This is a genomic window from Aerococcaceae bacterium DSM 111021, assembly GCA_020112395.1.
Classification (GTDB): Bacteria; Bacillota; Bacilli; order Lactobacillales; family Aerococcaceae; genus Ruoffia.
In genome coordinates this window covers 489,132-505,796 of the sequence record JACCEK010000001.1, presented here as the reverse complement: position 1 = coordinate 505,796, position 16,665 = coordinate 489,132, and the positions used below count along the sequence as shown (strand labels likewise).

13 protein-coding genes are annotated in these 16,665 nt (G+C 36.3%); 9 read left to right on the top strand and 4 right to left on the bottom strand.

Features of this window, described 5'->3' with window-relative positions; translation table 11 throughout:
- Positions 1-23: 23 nt before the first annotated feature.
- Complete coding sequence (locus tag HYQ40_02380) at positions 24-1,487, bottom strand: FAD/NAD(P)-binding protein (GenBank protein MBZ6526608.1); 1,464 nt, start codon at positions 1,485-1,487, stop codon at positions 24-26.
- A gap of 206 nt (positions 1,488-1,693) precedes the next feature.
- Between HYQ40_02380 and HYQ40_02375 the strand changes: the two genes are divergently transcribed.
- From HYQ40_02375 to HYQ40_02345, 7 genes are all read left to right on the top strand, one after another.
- Positions 1,694-2,761 carry a DUF871 domain-containing protein gene (locus HYQ40_02375; protein MBZ6526607.1) on the top strand — a complete coding sequence of 356 codons (1,068 nt, stop codon included), beginning with the start codon at positions 1,694-1,696 and terminating at the stop codon, positions 2,759-2,761.
- Positions 2,762-2,765: 4 nt separating this feature from the next.
- Positions 2,766-3,671 carry an N-acetylmuramic acid 6-phosphate etherase gene (gene murQ / locus HYQ40_02370; GenBank protein MBZ6526606.1) on the top strand — a complete coding sequence of 302 codons (906 nt, stop codon included), beginning with the start codon at positions 2,766-2,768 and terminating at the stop codon, positions 3,669-3,671.
- Positions 3,671-5,167 carry a PTS transporter subunit EIIC gene (locus HYQ40_02365; GenBank protein MBZ6526605.1) on the top strand — a complete coding sequence of 499 codons (1,497 nt, stop codon included), beginning with the start codon at positions 3,671-3,673 and terminating at the stop codon, positions 5,165-5,167. Before murQ ends, HYQ40_02365 begins: the two co-directional genes overlap by 1 nt.
- 126 nt (positions 5,168-5,293) lie before the next feature.
- Positions 5,294-6,142 (top strand): hypothetical protein, encoded by an 849-nt coding sequence (locus HYQ40_02360; protein MBZ6526604.1) that lies wholly within the window; start codon positions 5,294-5,296, stop codon positions 6,140-6,142.
- A gap of 22 nt (positions 6,143-6,164) precedes the next feature.
- Positions 6,165-7,520 carry a CapA family protein gene (locus HYQ40_02355; GenBank protein ID MBZ6526603.1) on the top strand — a complete coding sequence of 452 codons (1,356 nt, stop codon included), beginning with the start codon at positions 6,165-6,167 and terminating at the stop codon, positions 7,518-7,520.
- A 324-nt stretch (positions 7,521-7,844) separates the two neighbouring features.
- Entirely contained in the window at positions 7,845-8,093 is a 249-nt protein-coding gene (locus tag HYQ40_02350; protein ID MBZ6526602.1) for a type II toxin-antitoxin system PemK/MazF family toxin, read from the top strand.
- 192 nt (positions 8,094-8,285) lie between these two features.
- Positions 8,286-9,413, top strand: a complete 1,128-nt coding sequence (locus tag HYQ40_02345; protein MBZ6526601.1) for an ornithine cyclodeaminase — start codon at positions 8,286-8,288, stop codon at positions 9,411-9,413.
- Between the two features lie 73 nt (positions 9,414-9,486).
- Here the strand turns inward: HYQ40_02345 and HYQ40_02340 are convergent, their stop codons facing one another.
- Positions 9,487-11,424, bottom strand: a complete 1,938-nt coding sequence (locus HYQ40_02340) for a beta-hexosaminidase (GenBank protein ID MBZ6526600.1) — start codon at positions 11,422-11,424, stop codon at positions 9,487-9,489.
- 428 nt (positions 11,425-11,852) lie between these two features.
- Here HYQ40_02340 and HYQ40_02335 point away from each other — a divergent pair, with 428 nt between their 5' ends.
- Positions 11,853-13,022 carry a cation transporter gene (locus tag HYQ40_02335; GenBank protein MBZ6526599.1) on the top strand — a complete coding sequence of 390 codons (1,170 nt, stop codon included), beginning with the start codon at positions 11,853-11,855 and terminating at the stop codon, positions 13,020-13,022.
- Between the two features lie 16 nt (positions 13,023-13,038).
- On the top strand, positions 13,039-13,200 hold the full coding sequence (locus HYQ40_02330; protein MBZ6526598.1) for a hypothetical protein: 162 nt from the start codon (positions 13,039-13,041) through the stop codon (positions 13,198-13,200).
- Positions 13,201-13,413: 213 nt separating this feature from the next.
- Here the strand turns inward: HYQ40_02330 and HYQ40_02325 are convergent, their stop codons facing one another.
- Together HYQ40_02325 and HYQ40_02320 are read right to left on the bottom strand one after the other, a co-directional pair.
- Positions 13,414-14,586 carry an iron-containing alcohol dehydrogenase gene (locus tag HYQ40_02325; GenBank protein MBZ6526597.1) on the bottom strand — a complete coding sequence of 391 codons (1,173 nt, stop codon included), beginning with the start codon at positions 14,584-14,586 and terminating at the stop codon, positions 13,414-13,416.
- 109 nt (positions 14,587-14,695) lie between these two features.
- Positions 14,696-16,120, bottom strand: coding sequence for a cation:dicarboxylase symporter family transporter (locus HYQ40_02320; GenBank protein MBZ6526596.1), 1,425 nt, complete (start codon positions 16,118-16,120; stop codon positions 14,696-14,698).
- Positions 16,121-16,665 lie beyond the last annotated feature (545 nt).

Sequence of the window (16,665 nt, the reverse complement as noted above, 5' to 3'; positions counted from 1 at the left end):
AATTTCAAGCGGTATTTATTTGTTTAATAGTTAGCAATGATATCTTTTACTAGTTGATGGCTCACAGATTGAATATTATAAGTTGAATTATTTAGATAAACGGCACCACTCACTAACATTCCATGGGCATGAAATGCTGGAAATTCACCCCAACTAGGTGAAATCACACATTGAGTTGAGACATTGAGACTCAATCCACCCGAAGTGTCAGGCATTATGTAGCGTTTATTTAATAGGGAATGAATCAAAGGATGGCCGCTTAAATCGCCTTCTAAATGAAGGTTAACACCTGTTGCGTTAATAACCCAATCCGCGCGTAAAATATCTTCATTCTCATCATTCTTCATAATGTATTCTCGTGTGTTGTCATCATACTCAACAGTTTCAACTTCTTTGAGAATGGTTAATTGGCCACGATCCTCACCTTCAATAATTGCTTCAGCAGACTTCATCGGAAGCTTCCCTTTAGCTAAGTTAAATGGCTCTTGATATTTATCTAAGTATTCTTTTCGTTCTGATTCTGGCATATATTGCCATAAGAAATTCAAAATTCGCGTTGTAGAAACACCGATACGTTCTGTCTTTGCCATTAAATCCGAATGATTTAAGGACTCTCTTAGACCTGCTGTTCCTGTTTGTAAGGCAATGTTGCAGAAATCTACAAAGCGAATATTTAATTGATCAAACTCTTTTTGGATGAGTTTATCCAATGCATCGAAATAGAGTATTTTCTCATTGGGATCCATAGTTGCTTTAACCTTATCCATCGTAATATGCGTCATCTTTAAATCACTGTAATTTGCTGTCCCAACTGTTTGGAAAAAGTTATGGCGTGAGAAAGCATATACGGATTCAATTTCGCGTTCTTGTAATAGATATTTGAGAACATCGATCGCAGTTAAACTTGTTCCAATGACAACGATACGGTCGTCTTTAGCGAAGTCGTGAGTTAATTCGTTTAATGGGTAAGGATTACTAATGTAATTTGGTTTACCGTTCAAATTGTAAGGGTCTAGAACTGGTAGAGAACCAGAGCACAGATGAACACGATCATATTGACGAACCTCATTTGAATCAGTGACTAATTCCCATTGTTTTGTCTCACTTAACCATTGCATATCTTTGATGGTTTCATAGTGAACATTTGCGTTCAATAGTTCAATTTGCTTCATTGTTCGATCATTTAAATACTCACCAAACAAGGCACGCGTCGTAAATTCAGGAATATCGCCTTCAATCTTAGCTTCTTCTTTCAACCAATTTTCATACTCACCTGGTTGCTCATAGTCATAAGTAATATCAGTTGTTCTTGTATTTACAAGTGCTAAAGATGAATCCTCTCTAAAAGGTAAACCGCGTCCAAAGCTATGAGATGTATCGTAACAATCAATAGTAATATTATATTTTTTATCTTTTAATTCTTTTGCATAAGAAGTGAGAACAGCAGACCCGCTAATTCCCATCCCAATAATTGCGATATGTTCCATAATATCCTCCATATATAAAGGTTTTAAACTTTTATTCTAAGGTTAATAATATCATATTCGAGTCAAGGTTAACAATTATCTAAAGTAACAAAAAGATAAGGGGTGTAATTTCATTTCATCAAACACAAAAATTAAACAAAGGTATTGAAATTTCATTTCATAAGTTGTATGCTTTATTTAGAAAACGATTACAATGGAGTGAAGACATGTATGGAATATCAGTATATTTAAACGAAGATGTGACAGAAGAAGTCAAACAGTACATAAGACGCATGCATGAGATTGGTTTCAAAGGAATATTCTCGTCAATTCATATCCCTGAAGATGATTCAGAATTGTATTTAGATCGTTTAGGGCAATTGGGTTCGGTAGCAAAAGATTATGAAATGGATTTAGTCGTTGATGTTTCTGGAGATGCTTTAAAGAACTTAGGTATATATTATAAAGATTTAACTCCATTGATTGAGTTAGGTGTGACTGGAATTCGAGTCGATTATGGAGTCAGTCATGAAGAGATTAAACTTATTAGTGAGCAGCTAGATGTTATTTTAAATGCGAGTACAATTAGCGAAGAAGATTTAAACATTTTAAAAGAGTTAGAAGTGAATTTCACGTCGATTGAGGCTTGGCACAATTACTATCCGCGTCCTGAAACGGGCTTAGATAAAGCAGAGTTTATTAATATTAACAAATGGCTGAAAGAGCAAGGAATTACCGTCATGGCTTTCGTCGCTGGAGAGGGTGATTTGAGAGGTCCCTTGTATGAAGGATTACCAACTTTAGAAGATCACCGTTACAAACAGTCTTTAGGTAGCGCGCTTGAATTAAGGCAAACAGCTTATGTTGATAAAGTTTATATTGGCGACCCTGGTATGAGTTCTTATAGTCAAATTCAGTGGGAAAAATATTTAAATGAAACAGTCTTGTATTTTGAAGCAGTCGCAACTTCCACCAATGTCGAACAACTCAAACACATTGAAGGTCGACACACTCAAAGAATGGACGCGGCTCGTGATGTCATTCGCAGTCAAGAGGCAAGAGTGAGACGAGATTTCATTGTTAATCCTGAACTAATGACTGAACGACCTGTCGGTTCAATTACGATAGATAATTCCGATTACCTTCGATATGAAGGCGAAGTTCAAATAACAAAAACGAATTTACCAGCTGATGAAAAGGTTAATGTGATTGGTTATATACAATCGGGTGATTATCTATTACTTGAGGCGATGAGACCAGGACAACCGTTTGAAATTCAATGGAAAAGAGGATAGATAGATGAAATTAGACAAGCTAACAACAGAAACGAGAAATGAAGCCTCGATGGCATTAGACCAGATGAGTGTTCAAGAAGCTATTGCACTGATGAATCAAGAAGATCGTCGTGTACCTGAAGCGATTCAACAAGTTTTACCACAAATAGAAGCAGCGATTAAGCTAATCGTGAAATCTTTTAATCAAGACGGTCGCTTAATTTACATGGGAGCAGGAACGAGTGGACGCTTGGGCGTATTAGATGCAGCGGAATGTGTGCCAACCTTTAGTACACCGCCTGAGATGGTCGTTGGTTTAATTGCTGGCGGAGAAAAAGCCATGTTATCAGCGGTTGAAGGGGCGGAAGATTCTGCAGAGTTTGGGCGAGATGACTTAAAAGAATTGAAATTAACTGATAAAGATACAGTCGTCGCAATTGCGGCAAGTGGTCGAACGCCTTATGTTAAAGGTGGTTTGGCTTATGCTCAAGAAGTTGGTGCATCTACGGTATCGATTGCTTGTAACAAAGGCGCTGAAATCAGTGAATACAGTCAAGTTGCGATTGAAGTTGATGCAGGAGCAGAAGTATTAACAGGTTCTACACGTTTAAAAGCTGGAACCGCTCAAAAGCTCATCTTAAATATGTTATCAACGGTTTCAATGGTACAAATCGGTAAAGTCTATAAAAACTTAATGGTGGACGTTCAACCAACGAATGAGAAATTAGAAGAACGTTCCAAACGAATTATAATGCAAGCAACAGAATGTGATTATGAAGTAGCTGAAAAAGCATTTCAACATGCGGGGAATAACGTCAAATTAGCGATTGTCATGGTATTAACTGATAATGATGTGTCAAGTGCCAAAGAGTTATTAAGTCATAACAACGGGTTTATCCGAGAAGCTATAAAAGAAGAGGAGGAGCAATGATGAATACAACAAAAGAACACTTAATTGCTAAAGAAATATATAAATATATGGGTGGAAAAGACAATACTACTGATATTTATAATTGTATGACACGTGTAAGGATTGACTTGAAGGATCCAAGTGTTGTTGATGCAATGGCATTGAAAACAGTTAACGGAGTTATGGGTGTTGTTCAAGATGGTAATAACTTACAAGTAGTTGTTGGACCTGGTACAGCAAGTAAAGTTGCGACTGAATTAGCGAGTATGTCTGGTAGCGTTAAGAGCGCAGAGGTGAATGAAAATCTTGACCCAGAATTAACATCTGCACAATCTAACACAGAGCAAATAACAAAAGAGAACAAAGAAAAATATAAAAAAGGGAATGATAATGCCTTCAAACAAATTACACGTTCAATTGCGAGCATTTTTGTGCCGTTAATTCCGGCTTTCGTTGGTGCGGGTATTATTGGTGGGATTGCCTCAATCTTCCAGAACATGATTACAGCTGGCCAAATTGATGCAATGACTTGGGGACATGCCGTTGATATCTTAAATATTATCAAAAATGGTCTGTTCGCTTATCTAAACATCTATGTAGGGATTAATGCTGCTAAAGTATTCGGAGCAACTCAAGGTTTGGGTGGAGTCATTGCTGGGATTATTTACCTTACAGGTATGAACCCTGAGAATCCACTCATCAATATCTTTACTGGGGAACCTCTACTAGCGGGACAAGGTGGTATCATTGGTGTCATCTTGGCGGTATTTATCTTATCATATGTAGAGAAATCAGTGAGAAAAGTTATTCCAGACGCTTTAGATATTATTTTTACCCCAACAATCTCGTTACTGGTAGTAGGATTACTTACGATTTTCGTTATTATGCCTGTTGCAGGAGTGATTTCGTCGTCATTAGTTGGTTCGATTAATTGGGTGTTAGATATCGGAGGTGCCTTCTCAGGATTTATGTTAGGCGCATTCTTCTTACCACTCGTTATGTTTGGTTTGCACCAAGTGTTAACACCTATTCATATTGAAATGATTAACACAACAGGCCAAACGAATCTCTTACCCATCCTTGCTATGGCAGGTGCTGGACAAGTTGGTGCAGCAATCGCTGTAATGATTCGTGCTCGTGAGAACAAACAATTAACAAATATGATTAAAGGTGCGTTACCTGTAGGTATTTTAGGAATCGGTGAACCATTAATTTATGCTGTAACATTACCTTTAGGTAAAACATTTATCACAGCGTGTATTGGTGGAGGGATCTGTGGTGCAGTTATCGGCTTCTTCGGCAATGTAGGAGCAACGGCTATTGGACCAAGTGGTGTGGCTTTAATTCCATTAATTGCTAACAGTAATTGGATGCCGTATGTTTTAGGATTAGTCGCAGCTTATATTGGTGGATTCGTTGTCACTTATTTCTTCGGTGTACCGAAATCTGCTATGGAACCAACAGAATTACAAGGTTCTGGATCTGAAGCAACTGATCCATTAGCTGGATTTAACTAATAAGCTATAATTAACTGGGTATGATGAGACTTACAATCTCATTGTACCCAGTTTTTGTTTAAATTTATTAGTTAGTGTAAACTATAATTAAAAACCATTTAATCAGTCTAATAAGGAGAGATAGCAATGAAGAGGAAAATAATCATACTAGGTTTATTAAATCTAATCGTTGTTCAAAGCGTTCAAGCTCAAGAACAAACTGAGAGAGCATCAGTTCCAAGAGATTTAGCTACTCAAATTATGGAGGGTGAATTTAGTGATGAGTCTAAGGAAAGTATCTATAATAAGGTAAAAGATGTGTTAGATATAGTCGTTGATTCCATAGAATTTGGTGATAACTTAGAGGGAATTATTGGGGTAGATGTGATAATTGATCAGTTCGGCGAGGATTATACTTATACCGAAAATTTACTCAATTATGACTTCTGGGTAGGCGTCGATACATTTAAGATGACTGTGTCTATGAATGAAGAAAATAATGTGGAATATTTATATGGGAATTTAAATCCAACGTTTGAGGCAGCAGAAACAACGGAATCCGAATCAGATTTAGTTAAGGTGCGAGAGTTCATCGAAAAACCTCATAATTTACCTAGTTTTGAGGAGGTTAATGAACATTATGCGTCATATAATTTTGAGTTTATACAAGATGAGATGACTTATATTGATGGCACACAAAGTATGACTTATGATTGGGCCACGAAAGATTTAATAAAATTAGAGATTGGTCAAGCTAATTATGGGCGAGCCAGTCTTAATGTGACACAAGTGGATATTGATGAATTAAATCAAATAGAGGATTTGAACATCCAAGGTGTGATAGATGTTGTCGGAGATAAATGGGTGTATGTTTATAATCTTAAAGAGAACACCAAAGAATTTATCTGGGAAGACCCATTAGGTGGCAATGTCACTGTTGATGTAACAGATGAGCTACTGGTAAATAAAATCGAAACATTAAAATTAAACGAATAAAGCTAAGATTAGGAGAACTTAAATGTCGAAAAGAGTAAAAAAATGGATTGCGATTCTTTCGTTACTTGTTATTGTAAGTATTGGCGCTTACTTTATATATAATGTCCAGAATTCATTACAAGCGAATTCTGGACGGGACCAACAAGCATCTGAAAGTAGCGAAAAACCTCAAGAGGAAGTTGTAGAAGAATCACCAAGCGAACCGATAAAGCATGACTTTTTGTTTGCTGATTTACCAAAGAAAGAAGGTAAAGAAGAATTTCAATCAGAAGAAGGTGTATTAACACTAAGATCGGTTGGGGATGTATTAATACATGATCGTGTGAGTTATTTAGCCGATACGTATTCGCCAATCTATCAAGAGACAGTATCATCGATGATAGAACAAGGTTTTCAACCAAGCGACTTTAAGGCGGATTCAGCCTATGATTTCATGCCAATGTTAGCTCATATTCAGCCATATATTGACTATGCAGATATTTCAATGGCGAATCTAGAAGTGATTGCTGCGTCGCCGCAATTACCAATGTCAGGGTACCCACAGTTTAACGCACCGAGTGAGATTATTTCTGCACTTAAAGCTATCGGAATTGATATCGTAAGTAATGCGACGAATCATACACTTGATTGGTTTGGTGAAGGAGCACATTATTCACTCCAAAACTTGCAAGAAGAAGACATGATGTATGTTGGGAGTTATGATTCATGGGAAGATTACAATACTCATCGGATTATTGAGGAAAATGGGATCAGCGTTGGGTTTTTAAATTACTCTTATGGAACAAATGGCATACCAGTTCCAGTTGGAGAAGAATATTTAATTAGTTTAATTGATGTTCCTTTAATGGTTGCTGAAGTGGACGCACTATCCAAACAAGTTGATGCGGTCGTTGTGAGCTTACAGTTAGGAGAGGAATACGCTACATTACCAAATGAAGATCAATTTTATGTGTTTCAATCATTAAGTGATGCTGGTGCCAAACTTATCTTAGGTGGGCATCCACACGTATTACAACCCGTCGATTGGTATAACGGTGGTGAAACATTTGCTATATATTCTCAAGCTAGTTTTTTAACTGGACAAAGAGATTTAGATAATAAGCAAGGTGGAATTACAGAAGTAACCTTTAAACGTGACGAATCGGGTGAAGTTAATGTAATAAATCCTAAATTCATGCCGATATTTAACTTAGGAGTGGAAGCAGAGAAGATGTATCAAGTCGTACCCTTTGCAGATATTGACCTTCATCAAATACCAGATGGGCGATTATGGTGGAATACGATTGACGAACGGATGCATACTTACATTGATGACTTTGAATTAGTGACACATCTAGAAACAGAAGCGACTCAAGAAACGCATGATTCATTTAGATAAATAGTGAAAGTTAGGACTACTTCCATAGGAGGTAGTTTTTTTGTGAATACTATTGAAATAAGATTAGGATTTATTTTCAGAATGTGCAAACTATAATAATATAATCATTGTATATCGTTTACAACTTCATTCAATAATATATTATAAAGGATGCAAAATGGTATATTTATTAGTTTTGAGTTTAAGAAATTTAAAGAAATAAAGCTGTGGATATTACTCATGTTGAATGGGGAGACGATGTTGGGGAAGAGGCAGTAGAGTAATGAATCATTATGAACAAGGAGATATTGTTTACGTCGATTTAGACCCATCAAAAGGGTAGAAATGAAAAAAATACCATGTGTGGTCGTAAGCAATAAGAATTATAATCGATTACTTAATACTATAATTGTTGCGCCCATAAGTAGTTCAGAAAAGTACTTAACTGATAAAAAATATGTAGATTCTCCACTTTTTATCCAAGTCCCAGAAAATTCAAAGATTAAAGGCACTATTTTAATGCAACATTTGAGAAGTGTTGACCCAAATTTAAGAATGAATGGAAAAATTATCTTTAGATTCAAAAATGATTAATGTGATTCAAAATGTAGTTATAAACTTTTTCTGATAGAAAGTGTTCTCCTTGTTATGAGTTGAACACTTTTTTATATATGCACGAATTAGAAGAAGAAAAAGTCCATATATTGTATAAATATTTTACATTCATCTTGAAGTATTATAATATAAATCTAATATTTGGATTATATTTATAAGGAGATTCTAATGATGACTAAACAAGGACAAATTGATTTTTTATATTTGAATGAACAAGATATGATTGATGCTGGTGTTTTAGATATGCAATCTTGTGTCAATGTTATGGAGGATGTTTTTCAAATTTTAGGTACAGGTGACTACCGAATGGGTGGGCGAGATAGTAACTCTCACGGTATGGTTGTAGCATTTCCAGATGAACCCGAACATAATACAATGCCTTCAAACGGTCCCGACAGAAGATTTTGTGCCATGCCTGCTTATCTTGGGGGAGAGTACCGTGTAGCTGGTTGTAAATGGTATGGATCAAATATTGACAACAAAGATAAAAATCTGCCTCGTTCGATTCTGACAATGAACTTGAATGATGCGGACACAGGTGCGCCGTTGGCTTTTATGTCAGCTAACTTATTAAGTGCTTGGAGAACGGGTGCAATACCTGGAGTGGGCGTTCGTTATTTAGCGAAACCTGACTCAAAAGTAGTCGGTGTATTAGGTGCCGGAGCGATCGGAAGTTCAACGGCCGAAGCACTTCTTTTAGAAGCTAAGCAGGCTGAACTATTCAAAATTTATGATATCGATCCAAAGCAATCAGACATCTTGAAGCAAGAACTAGAAACTAAGTTCCCTAAGGTGAGAATAAGTATCGTTGATTCAATTGAAGAAGCGGTGAGAGAGACAGATATTCTAAACTTAGCAACCTCAGGAGAAGCGAATCCAAAGATTGAGAGTGAGTGGATTAAACCAGGAGCATTAATTATTGGCTCTTCATCCGGGCAGTTTGATCCGAACTTTGTTATCGAAAACGTTAGATTAGTTGTGGATAATTGGAAGATGTATGAAGAAGTAAAATATGAAGATGTTTATCCGTACAATACACTAGAGATGGGTGTGCTCGGTCGATTATTTCTTGATTGGATTCAAGAGGAACGAATGACAGATGATATAATAATGAATGTCGGAGATATCATTAATGGAAAAATTCCAGCAAGAGAAAACGACGATGATATTATTATTTTCGCTTTGGGTGGGCAACCTTTATATGATATTGCATGGGGATACACTATTTATCAAAATGCTTTAAAGAAAGATATTGGTACAAAACTTAACTTATGGGAGACAGCTTACCAGGCTCGATAAAGACTTCAAACAAAAACAAACATACAAGACTGGCATTGCAAATTTGCCAGTCTTGTATGTTTGTTTTATAAATTTATTCCCAATCCTCAGATTGATAACCAACAGGATAAGCAATTTCTTCTGTGATTAACACACCATCTTTAATAACCGGTAAATCAACAGGTAATTGCCCACTTGGACCGTCATCAGAATTAGTGACACCAAATATAACTTCAACAACAGCGGGAATATTAGGTCCGAACGAAGCATCAGGTTCTTGGCCACCTTCGGTTGGATCCATACCGTTATAACCATAGGAGATTAATATCGCATCATTGTCTGTAAAGTTCACTGAATCATAAGGTTTATTAATGCTCACTTGAACTGTAGGAATCCCTTGTTCTCTTGCATAAGTGAATATTTCTTGAGGGATAGCAGTTCTAAAGTTATCTGCTGCAAGAGACGAATCATCTACCATGCTCGTGTAGACAACGACATGGCTTGCTTGAGCGAAAGCATCAGAAAAGTCATTAAACGTACTTTCTTCATTATAAGTTAATATCTTATACGAAAAATCAGAAGAAAGTGATTCTTCTAAGCGCATCCGCTCAATACTGAACTCAGTCCCAGGAACCTGATTCGGGTCAGCTGTAATGAATAAGATATGATCATCATCCTTTGGCTTAATCGGAAGAGTAGCTTGACTGTTTTCAAGTAATGTTACTGCGTGGTTGGCAATCTCACGTTCACTCGCTCGGTTAGAGTCAGATCCAACGACTTCTTGAGCGTTCGAAATAACTTCTTCTTCAGATTGGCTTAAGAAATTCTGATCGAGTAATCCTAATTCTTCTTTTAGTGTTAGTATACGACGAACTGAGTGGTCGATATTCTCCATTGGTATTTCTTCGCGTTCTACCGCATCAACCAGACCTTGGATGACTTCGTCTAATAAAGCAAGGTCATCATTTGATCTAATTATAACGGGCATCAGTAAGATATCCGCACCAGCTTTTTTAGATAAGATTGATGTTTCAACTTCACCAAAGTTATTCGTAATAGCTTCCATATTTAGGGCATCCGTGATAACAATGCCATCATAGTCCATCTCATCACGAACTAAGTCAGTTAGGATGGCTGGTGACAATGTCGCAGGAAGTAAGATATCAGATCCGTCTTCATCTGATACTTTTGTTTCAGTTTCTAGTTGAGGGAATTGAATATGTGCTGTCATAATCATATCAGCATCTGCGTCCATCGTCGCTTTAAACGGAATTAATTCATTATCCATCAGTTCATCTAAACTCTTATCTACGACAGGTAATCCATAATGAGAATCTACATCTGTATCACCATGACCAGGGAAGTGTTTAGCTGCAACTGCAACATTATGTTCTTTAATACCGTCAATATAGCCTAAACCAAATTCAGAAACAATATTTGGATCCGATGAAAATGACCTTAAACCAATCACAGGATTTTTAGGGTTATTATTGACATCAACAGAAGGAGCGAAGTTGACATTAATACCTAAAGCTTCAAGTTCGCTACCAATAATTTCACCCGCTAACTTAGCATATTCAGGGTTATTTGTCGCTCCAAGAGCCATGTTCCCAGGTAACTGTGTTCCAGAGCCAAGACGATTAACAATCCCACCTTCTTGGTCAATCCCAATGAGTAGGGGAAGGTTGTCACTCTCAACTTGTGTCGATTGCATCTGATAGACGAGACTTGCGGTCTGTTCTGTCTCTACGACATTTTCCGCGAACAGAATGACACCACCAAATTGATAGTCTGATAGAATCGTTCGAATATCATCATTTAGTTCTGTGACCCCAACTTCTTCCTCGCCATCTAGCCAATTTCTAAAATCGGGCATCAAAGTTTGAATAATTTTCTCCTCAAGTGTCATCTCACTGATCATTTCATCAATACTCCGTGTACTGTCACCTGATTCTGCATATGCTGCTTGCAGGGGAGAAGTAATATTGAATAATAACATTCCAGATAGAAATAATTTTTTTAGTTTTTTCATGTTTTTCTCCTTTGTTTATTAATTAACTGAATTTATTCTTATTCACCTCCATTATATTGTGTGTATTTAATGATATCATAAAAGCGTTTTCCATCCGAAGGATTACACTTCAATACAGGTTTTTATAACCCTGATTCTCAAATTCAAGTTGTGAAAATCAAACTATTGACAAATAATTCAATCCATTATAAAGTGAGAGTACAATCTAAAACTGAGTCACATCTTTAGCGATGTGAAATCATCAGTAGACTGATCAAGCGGTAATTGCTTTAAGCAATTATGCAGCCGGGCCATTTGGCAACAAATGTGTAATAATCATGCATTTGTGGGACAGCAATGTTCTGCAAATGCTTTTTATTTTGGAACAAGATTGTGGATTCATGAGATCCTAATAAATTGATCTACTTTAATGAAAAGTGAGGCGTGTTATGTTTAAGCGATTAATCGAAAAATATTTGGCAACACAATCAAAAGAAGAAGCTCGAACGAGGGTTGGTATTATAGCTGGAAGAGTCGGACTCGTATCAAATTTTATGTTGTTTGTTATTAAGTTGATAGCTGGAACGATGTCGGGGAGTATCTCTATTGTGACGGATGGGATGAATAACTTAGGGGATTCCGCATCATCATTATTAACATTATTTGGTTTTAGGGCAGCATCAAAGCCAGCGGATAAAGAACATCCATATGGTCATGAGCGGTCTGAATACATTAGCGGGTTATTGATTTCGGTTATTATTATTTATGTAGGAATTCAGTTTTTTACCTCATCCATTCAACAAATACTGAATCCAACGAGTTTAAATGCTTCACTGATTGTATTTGTAATGTTAATCGTGTCGATTATTGCCAAAATAATCCAAGGGAAATTCTACCGTACAGCAGCTCAATCAATTCATTCGAATACATTACATGGAGCAGCTCAAGATAGCCTTAATGATGTATATGTAACAATCATCGTTCTGATGTCAGCAATGGTCGAAACCTTTACGGGTTGGCAAATAGATGGTTACGCAGGAGCATTGTTATCTATTATGATTGTGTACAGCGGGATTCAAGCAATTAATGATTCAATTAATGATTTATTAGGGACACGACCGTCTAAAGAAGAGATAAAAGAGATGAAAGTCTTATTGGATCAGTATGATACAATCGTAGGATATCATGACTTGCTAGTTCATAATTATGGTCCGAATAAAACATTTGCCACTATTCATATTGAAATTGATGATAGTTGGGATTTGAAACATTCCCACCGTGTCATTGATAATATAGAAATTGATTTTGCTGAGAAGTTAGGGGTAGAACTGGTCTGTCACGTGGATCCCATTGCGATTCAAAATGAGGAGCACACAGCAATATACCGTCAAGTTAAACACATCCTCAAATCATTTCATTTAGCTTTAAAGTTTCATGATTTTAAAGTAGAAAGTATTAATGATGAAAATCATATAACGTTTGATGTTGTTGTCCCAGATAATGTCGAGGAGACAAATGCTGAGCTCTTATTGATGATTCAAGAAAAAATTCAGCAAGAAATTGGTTCTTATGAATTAATTATTGAGTTTGACCGATTGGATTTATTGAAAGAAGTTTAATAAGGGGATGATATTAATGCTTCGATTGCAAGTTAAACAATGTGGAGATAATCACGTCATAGAGTTACCTAAAAATATATTAGATGTTTTAAAAGTAGAGATCGATGATAAACTAAACTTAGAAGTCATTAATCAATCAATTGTGTTAACCAAAGTCGAAGAAGAACTTACTTTTTAAGAACTTTTTAAAGATTATGACGGAGAAAGGTTCACTACAGAATTACAAAGTTTTACCTCAATAGGTAATGAAAAATGGTAAAACAAGGTGCCATTTGTTAAAATGAATCTGGTTCCTATGAAAGGCATGGACAACAGGGATTTAGGTCTTATATCTATTTTATAAACGTTTCATAAAAAAACCTCCATTTTAATGGAGGTTTTTTCTATGGAACTAATTATATCCTTCAGTCATACAACGATTTAGAATCTCAACAACATCATCCGCTTTTAATGGTACATAAGCTCGCGATAAACGTTCTTCTGTCCCTTTGGCCATTTCTAAGAAGTGCTCATCCGTATCAATACCAACTTCAGGTAATATCATTGGCAAACCATTATCAACAAAGAATTGGTACGTTTTTTCGATTGCTTCTTCTGCCATCGCAAACTTGTCATCAGATTCTTCTATATTCCAAACATTGCTCGCATATCTTGCAAAACGATTGACAGTATTGTCGTTTAGAATATATTTCATCCAACGTGGTGTAAGAATTGCTAAACCTTCAGCATGTGTAATATCATAATAAGCGGATAAATAATGCTCAATTGGGTGAGTAGACCAGCCGCCACCTTTACCCATAGAAGTTAAGCCGTTTAAGGCCATGGTTGAAGCCCACATTAAGTTTGAACGTGCTTCGTAATTATCAGGCTTCTCTAAAGCTACTGGTAAGTATTTAATACATGCACGCAAGATTGTTTCACTTAGACCATCTGTAATAAATGCATTGTCTTCTTCTTGGAAATAATTCTCAAACGTATGTGACATAATATCTGCTGTCCCTGCAGATGTTTGATTAGCCGGTACTGTATAAGTGTAAGTAGGGTCTAAGATGGATGCGTATGGATATGTATGATAGCTTGCAGTCCCTTTTTTCATTTTTACATCGAAGTTAGTAATCACGCCGTTAGTATTCATTTCAGTCCCAGTTGCTGATAATGTTAAGATATCAACTAAAGGTAGTGCATCTGTAATAAGACTGCCATCCATGACTAAATCCCACGCGTCTCCATCGTATTTAGCTGCAGCAGCAATGACTTTAGAGCAGTCGATTGTCGAACCGCCACCCACTGCTAGGATAACGTCAATATCGTGCTCCTTGCATAATCTTGCACCTTCCCGAACGGTTTCTATCCGAGGGTTTGGATCAATGCCACTTAGTTCAAAAATCTCACAATCTTTGAGTAACTCCTGAACTTTATCATAGATACCATTTCGTTTAATACTTCCTCCTCCATATGTAAGTAACACTTTTTTACCAAACTTATGAATCAAATCTGGTAAGTGCTTAATCTTACCTTCACCAAAGTATACTTTAGTAGGAATATCATAATTAAATGCTCTCATTAAATAAGCCTCCATGTGTAATTTTTATAAATCACTACCATTGTAACTGATATCGCTTTCAATTCAAATTAAAAAAACTACCAAGTGGTAACTTGGTAGTTGATAATCTTTAATCAATATCCTCAAAATCAGTTTTATTTGGTGCTTTAAATTGTTCCATATCGAAGTTTCCTTCCCAACGGTCAACAACAACTGCACTAACCATTGAACCTGTAACATTCAACATTGTACGACCCATATCAACGATCGGATCGATCCCAAATACAGCACCAATCTCACTCACATAAGCACCTAAGCCAATACCATTCAATGTTACTGTAGCAGCAACAGTTGCTGTACCAGGCACACCCGCAATACCAATTGAACCAATTGTAACGACGGTAATCAGAAGAACTAAGAATGAGATGTTGACATCTACGCCTGTAGAATAAGCTAACATAACTCCAAGCATAGCAGGGAATATACCAGCACACCCATTCATACCAATCGTTGATCCCATCGTCGAAACGAAGTTAGCTGTTTGACCAGAGACACCAATATTCTCGTCTAGATTGGTAATCGTATAAGGTAAAGTTCCGACACTTGAACGACTTGAGAAGCCGAGTACCATCGTTGGAAAAGCTTTTCGATAGAATTGAATGGGATTCACGCCAACAATTAATAAAATCACAACATATACAAGCAACATAATAATTACCGCAGAGTATAAAGCTAAGATAAAGTTAATCATATTCATGATAATCTCAATCCCATGTGAAATAATTGTATTCGCAACCAAAGCAGAGATCCCATATGGCATTAATTTAATAACATTTGTTAAGACACTATTAACTGCAACTTGAGCTGATTTGATGAACTCATCGAAAGATTTAATCGCTTCTGGTTTTTTATTTCTTAAGAAGCGAATCGAAGCTGCAAAGAATGCACCGATAATCACAACTGATACGATGCTACTATTCGTTGTCATAACAGCGAACATATTATTAGGAATCAGTTCCAAGAAGAATTGTGGGAAACTTTCAGCCGCAATCCCTTGCATGCTTTCAATTTTTGCTGGATCCAAGTCACCTGCAAAAGACGTTGAATCTAAATTGAATGCTTGTACCATCAACACCCCAACAATCGCTGCAATAGCCGTTGTACCTAGTAAAAGGGTAAAGGTCTTAGTCGTGAGGGATTTAATATTTCCCGAAGCGACATTGGTTAAAACATCAATAATTGATAAGAATACGACTGGAACAGCTAACATCTGAACAAAACGTAAAAAACCTGTTCCTAATAAGCCAAACCATGCTGATATCTCATTTTGTGCAAATTCAGTATAGATGCTTCCCAAATTCGTTCCGACGAGATCAACAGCGACTCCTAAAGCAAGTCCTAAGACTAAAGCAACCATCATACGAATTGAAAAGGATGTCTTACGCTTTGACATAGTACGTATAATACCAACGATGATAAGTAAGAAAATAATTACTGCAATAGTGAACCAATTGCTCACTTTTAAAAAATTTGTAAAAAAGGGTTGGTCAATCATATTTTTCCTCCTTAAATGGATTTAGTTAATAAAGAAGTAAGAAATGTTCACAACTTTACATATTCTATTATATGAAATAATTTTCAAGTATCAAAGAGATTCGTTCTAATTATAAAAATACTATAAAAGTTTGACAAAGGTTCGTTTTTCAGTTAATCTATCAGAGTTAATTAAATAAAAGAACAATACAGTATTGAGGCCGCTAGTAATATCAGTAGTAAGGAATTACGAAAGGATTGCTAGCCGAAATATCAAAATGATGTTGGGGGTAGATTGAATAAGTCTATCACTGTCTTGTGGAGTTGCCCAAACTCTACATAGTTGAGCGTGCTGTGTTGTGGGCAAAAGAACCTGTCAAATTGTGGCTGTGAGCTTTTGCTCGCAGCCTTTTTATATACATTTTTTGTAAAAGTGTATAGATATAGTGAATTGAGGAGTTTAAAGGTGTGAAACACTGCTTCAAAAAGAAACTCATGATCAATCTGTAAAAACGTGTTCGAAATAATTGGAGGAAAAAAGTGAAAAATATATTCAAGGCATTAGGA

Coding starts and splice junctions, on each gene's coding strand:
- HYQ40_02380 (MBZ6526608.1), bottom strand. CDS start 1,487: ATGGAACATATCGCAATTATTGGGATGGGAATTAGCGGGTCTGCTGTT.
- HYQ40_02375 (MBZ6526607.1), top strand. CDS start 1,694: ATGTATGGAATATCAGTATATTTAAACGAAGATGTGACAGAAGAAGTC.
- murQ (MBZ6526606.1), top strand. CDS start 2,766: ATGAAATTAGACAAGCTAACAACAGAAACGAGAAATGAAGCCTCGATG.
- HYQ40_02365 (MBZ6526605.1), top strand. CDS start 3,671: ATGAATACAACAAAAGAACACTTAATTGCTAAAGAAATATATAAATAT.
- HYQ40_02360 (MBZ6526604.1), top strand. CDS start 5,294: ATGAAGAGGAAAATAATCATACTAGGTTTATTAAATCTAATCGTTGTT.
- HYQ40_02355 (MBZ6526603.1), top strand. CDS start 6,165: ATGTCGAAAAGAGTAAAAAAATGGATTGCGATTCTTTCGTTACTTGTT.
- HYQ40_02350 (MBZ6526602.1), top strand. CDS start 7,845: ATGAAAAAAATACCATGTGTGGTCGTAAGCAATAAGAATTATAATCGA.
- HYQ40_02345 (MBZ6526601.1), top strand. CDS start 8,286: ATGACTAAACAAGGACAAATTGATTTTTTATATTTGAATGAACAAGAT.
- HYQ40_02340 (MBZ6526600.1), bottom strand. CDS start 11,424: ATGAAAAAACTAAAAAAATTATTTCTATCTGGAATGTTATTATTCAAT.
- HYQ40_02335 (MBZ6526599.1), top strand. CDS start 11,853: ATGTTTAAGCGATTAATCGAAAAATATTTGGCAACACAATCAAAAGAA.
- HYQ40_02330 (MBZ6526598.1), top strand. CDS start 13,039: ATGCTTCGATTGCAAGTTAAACAATGTGGAGATAATCACGTCATAGAG.
- HYQ40_02325 (MBZ6526597.1), bottom strand. CDS start 14,586: ATGAGAGCATTTAATTATGATATTCCTACTAAAGTATACTTTGGTGAA.
- HYQ40_02320 (MBZ6526596.1), bottom strand. CDS start 16,120: ATGATTGACCAACCCTTTTTTACAAATTTTTTAAAAGTGAGCAATTGG.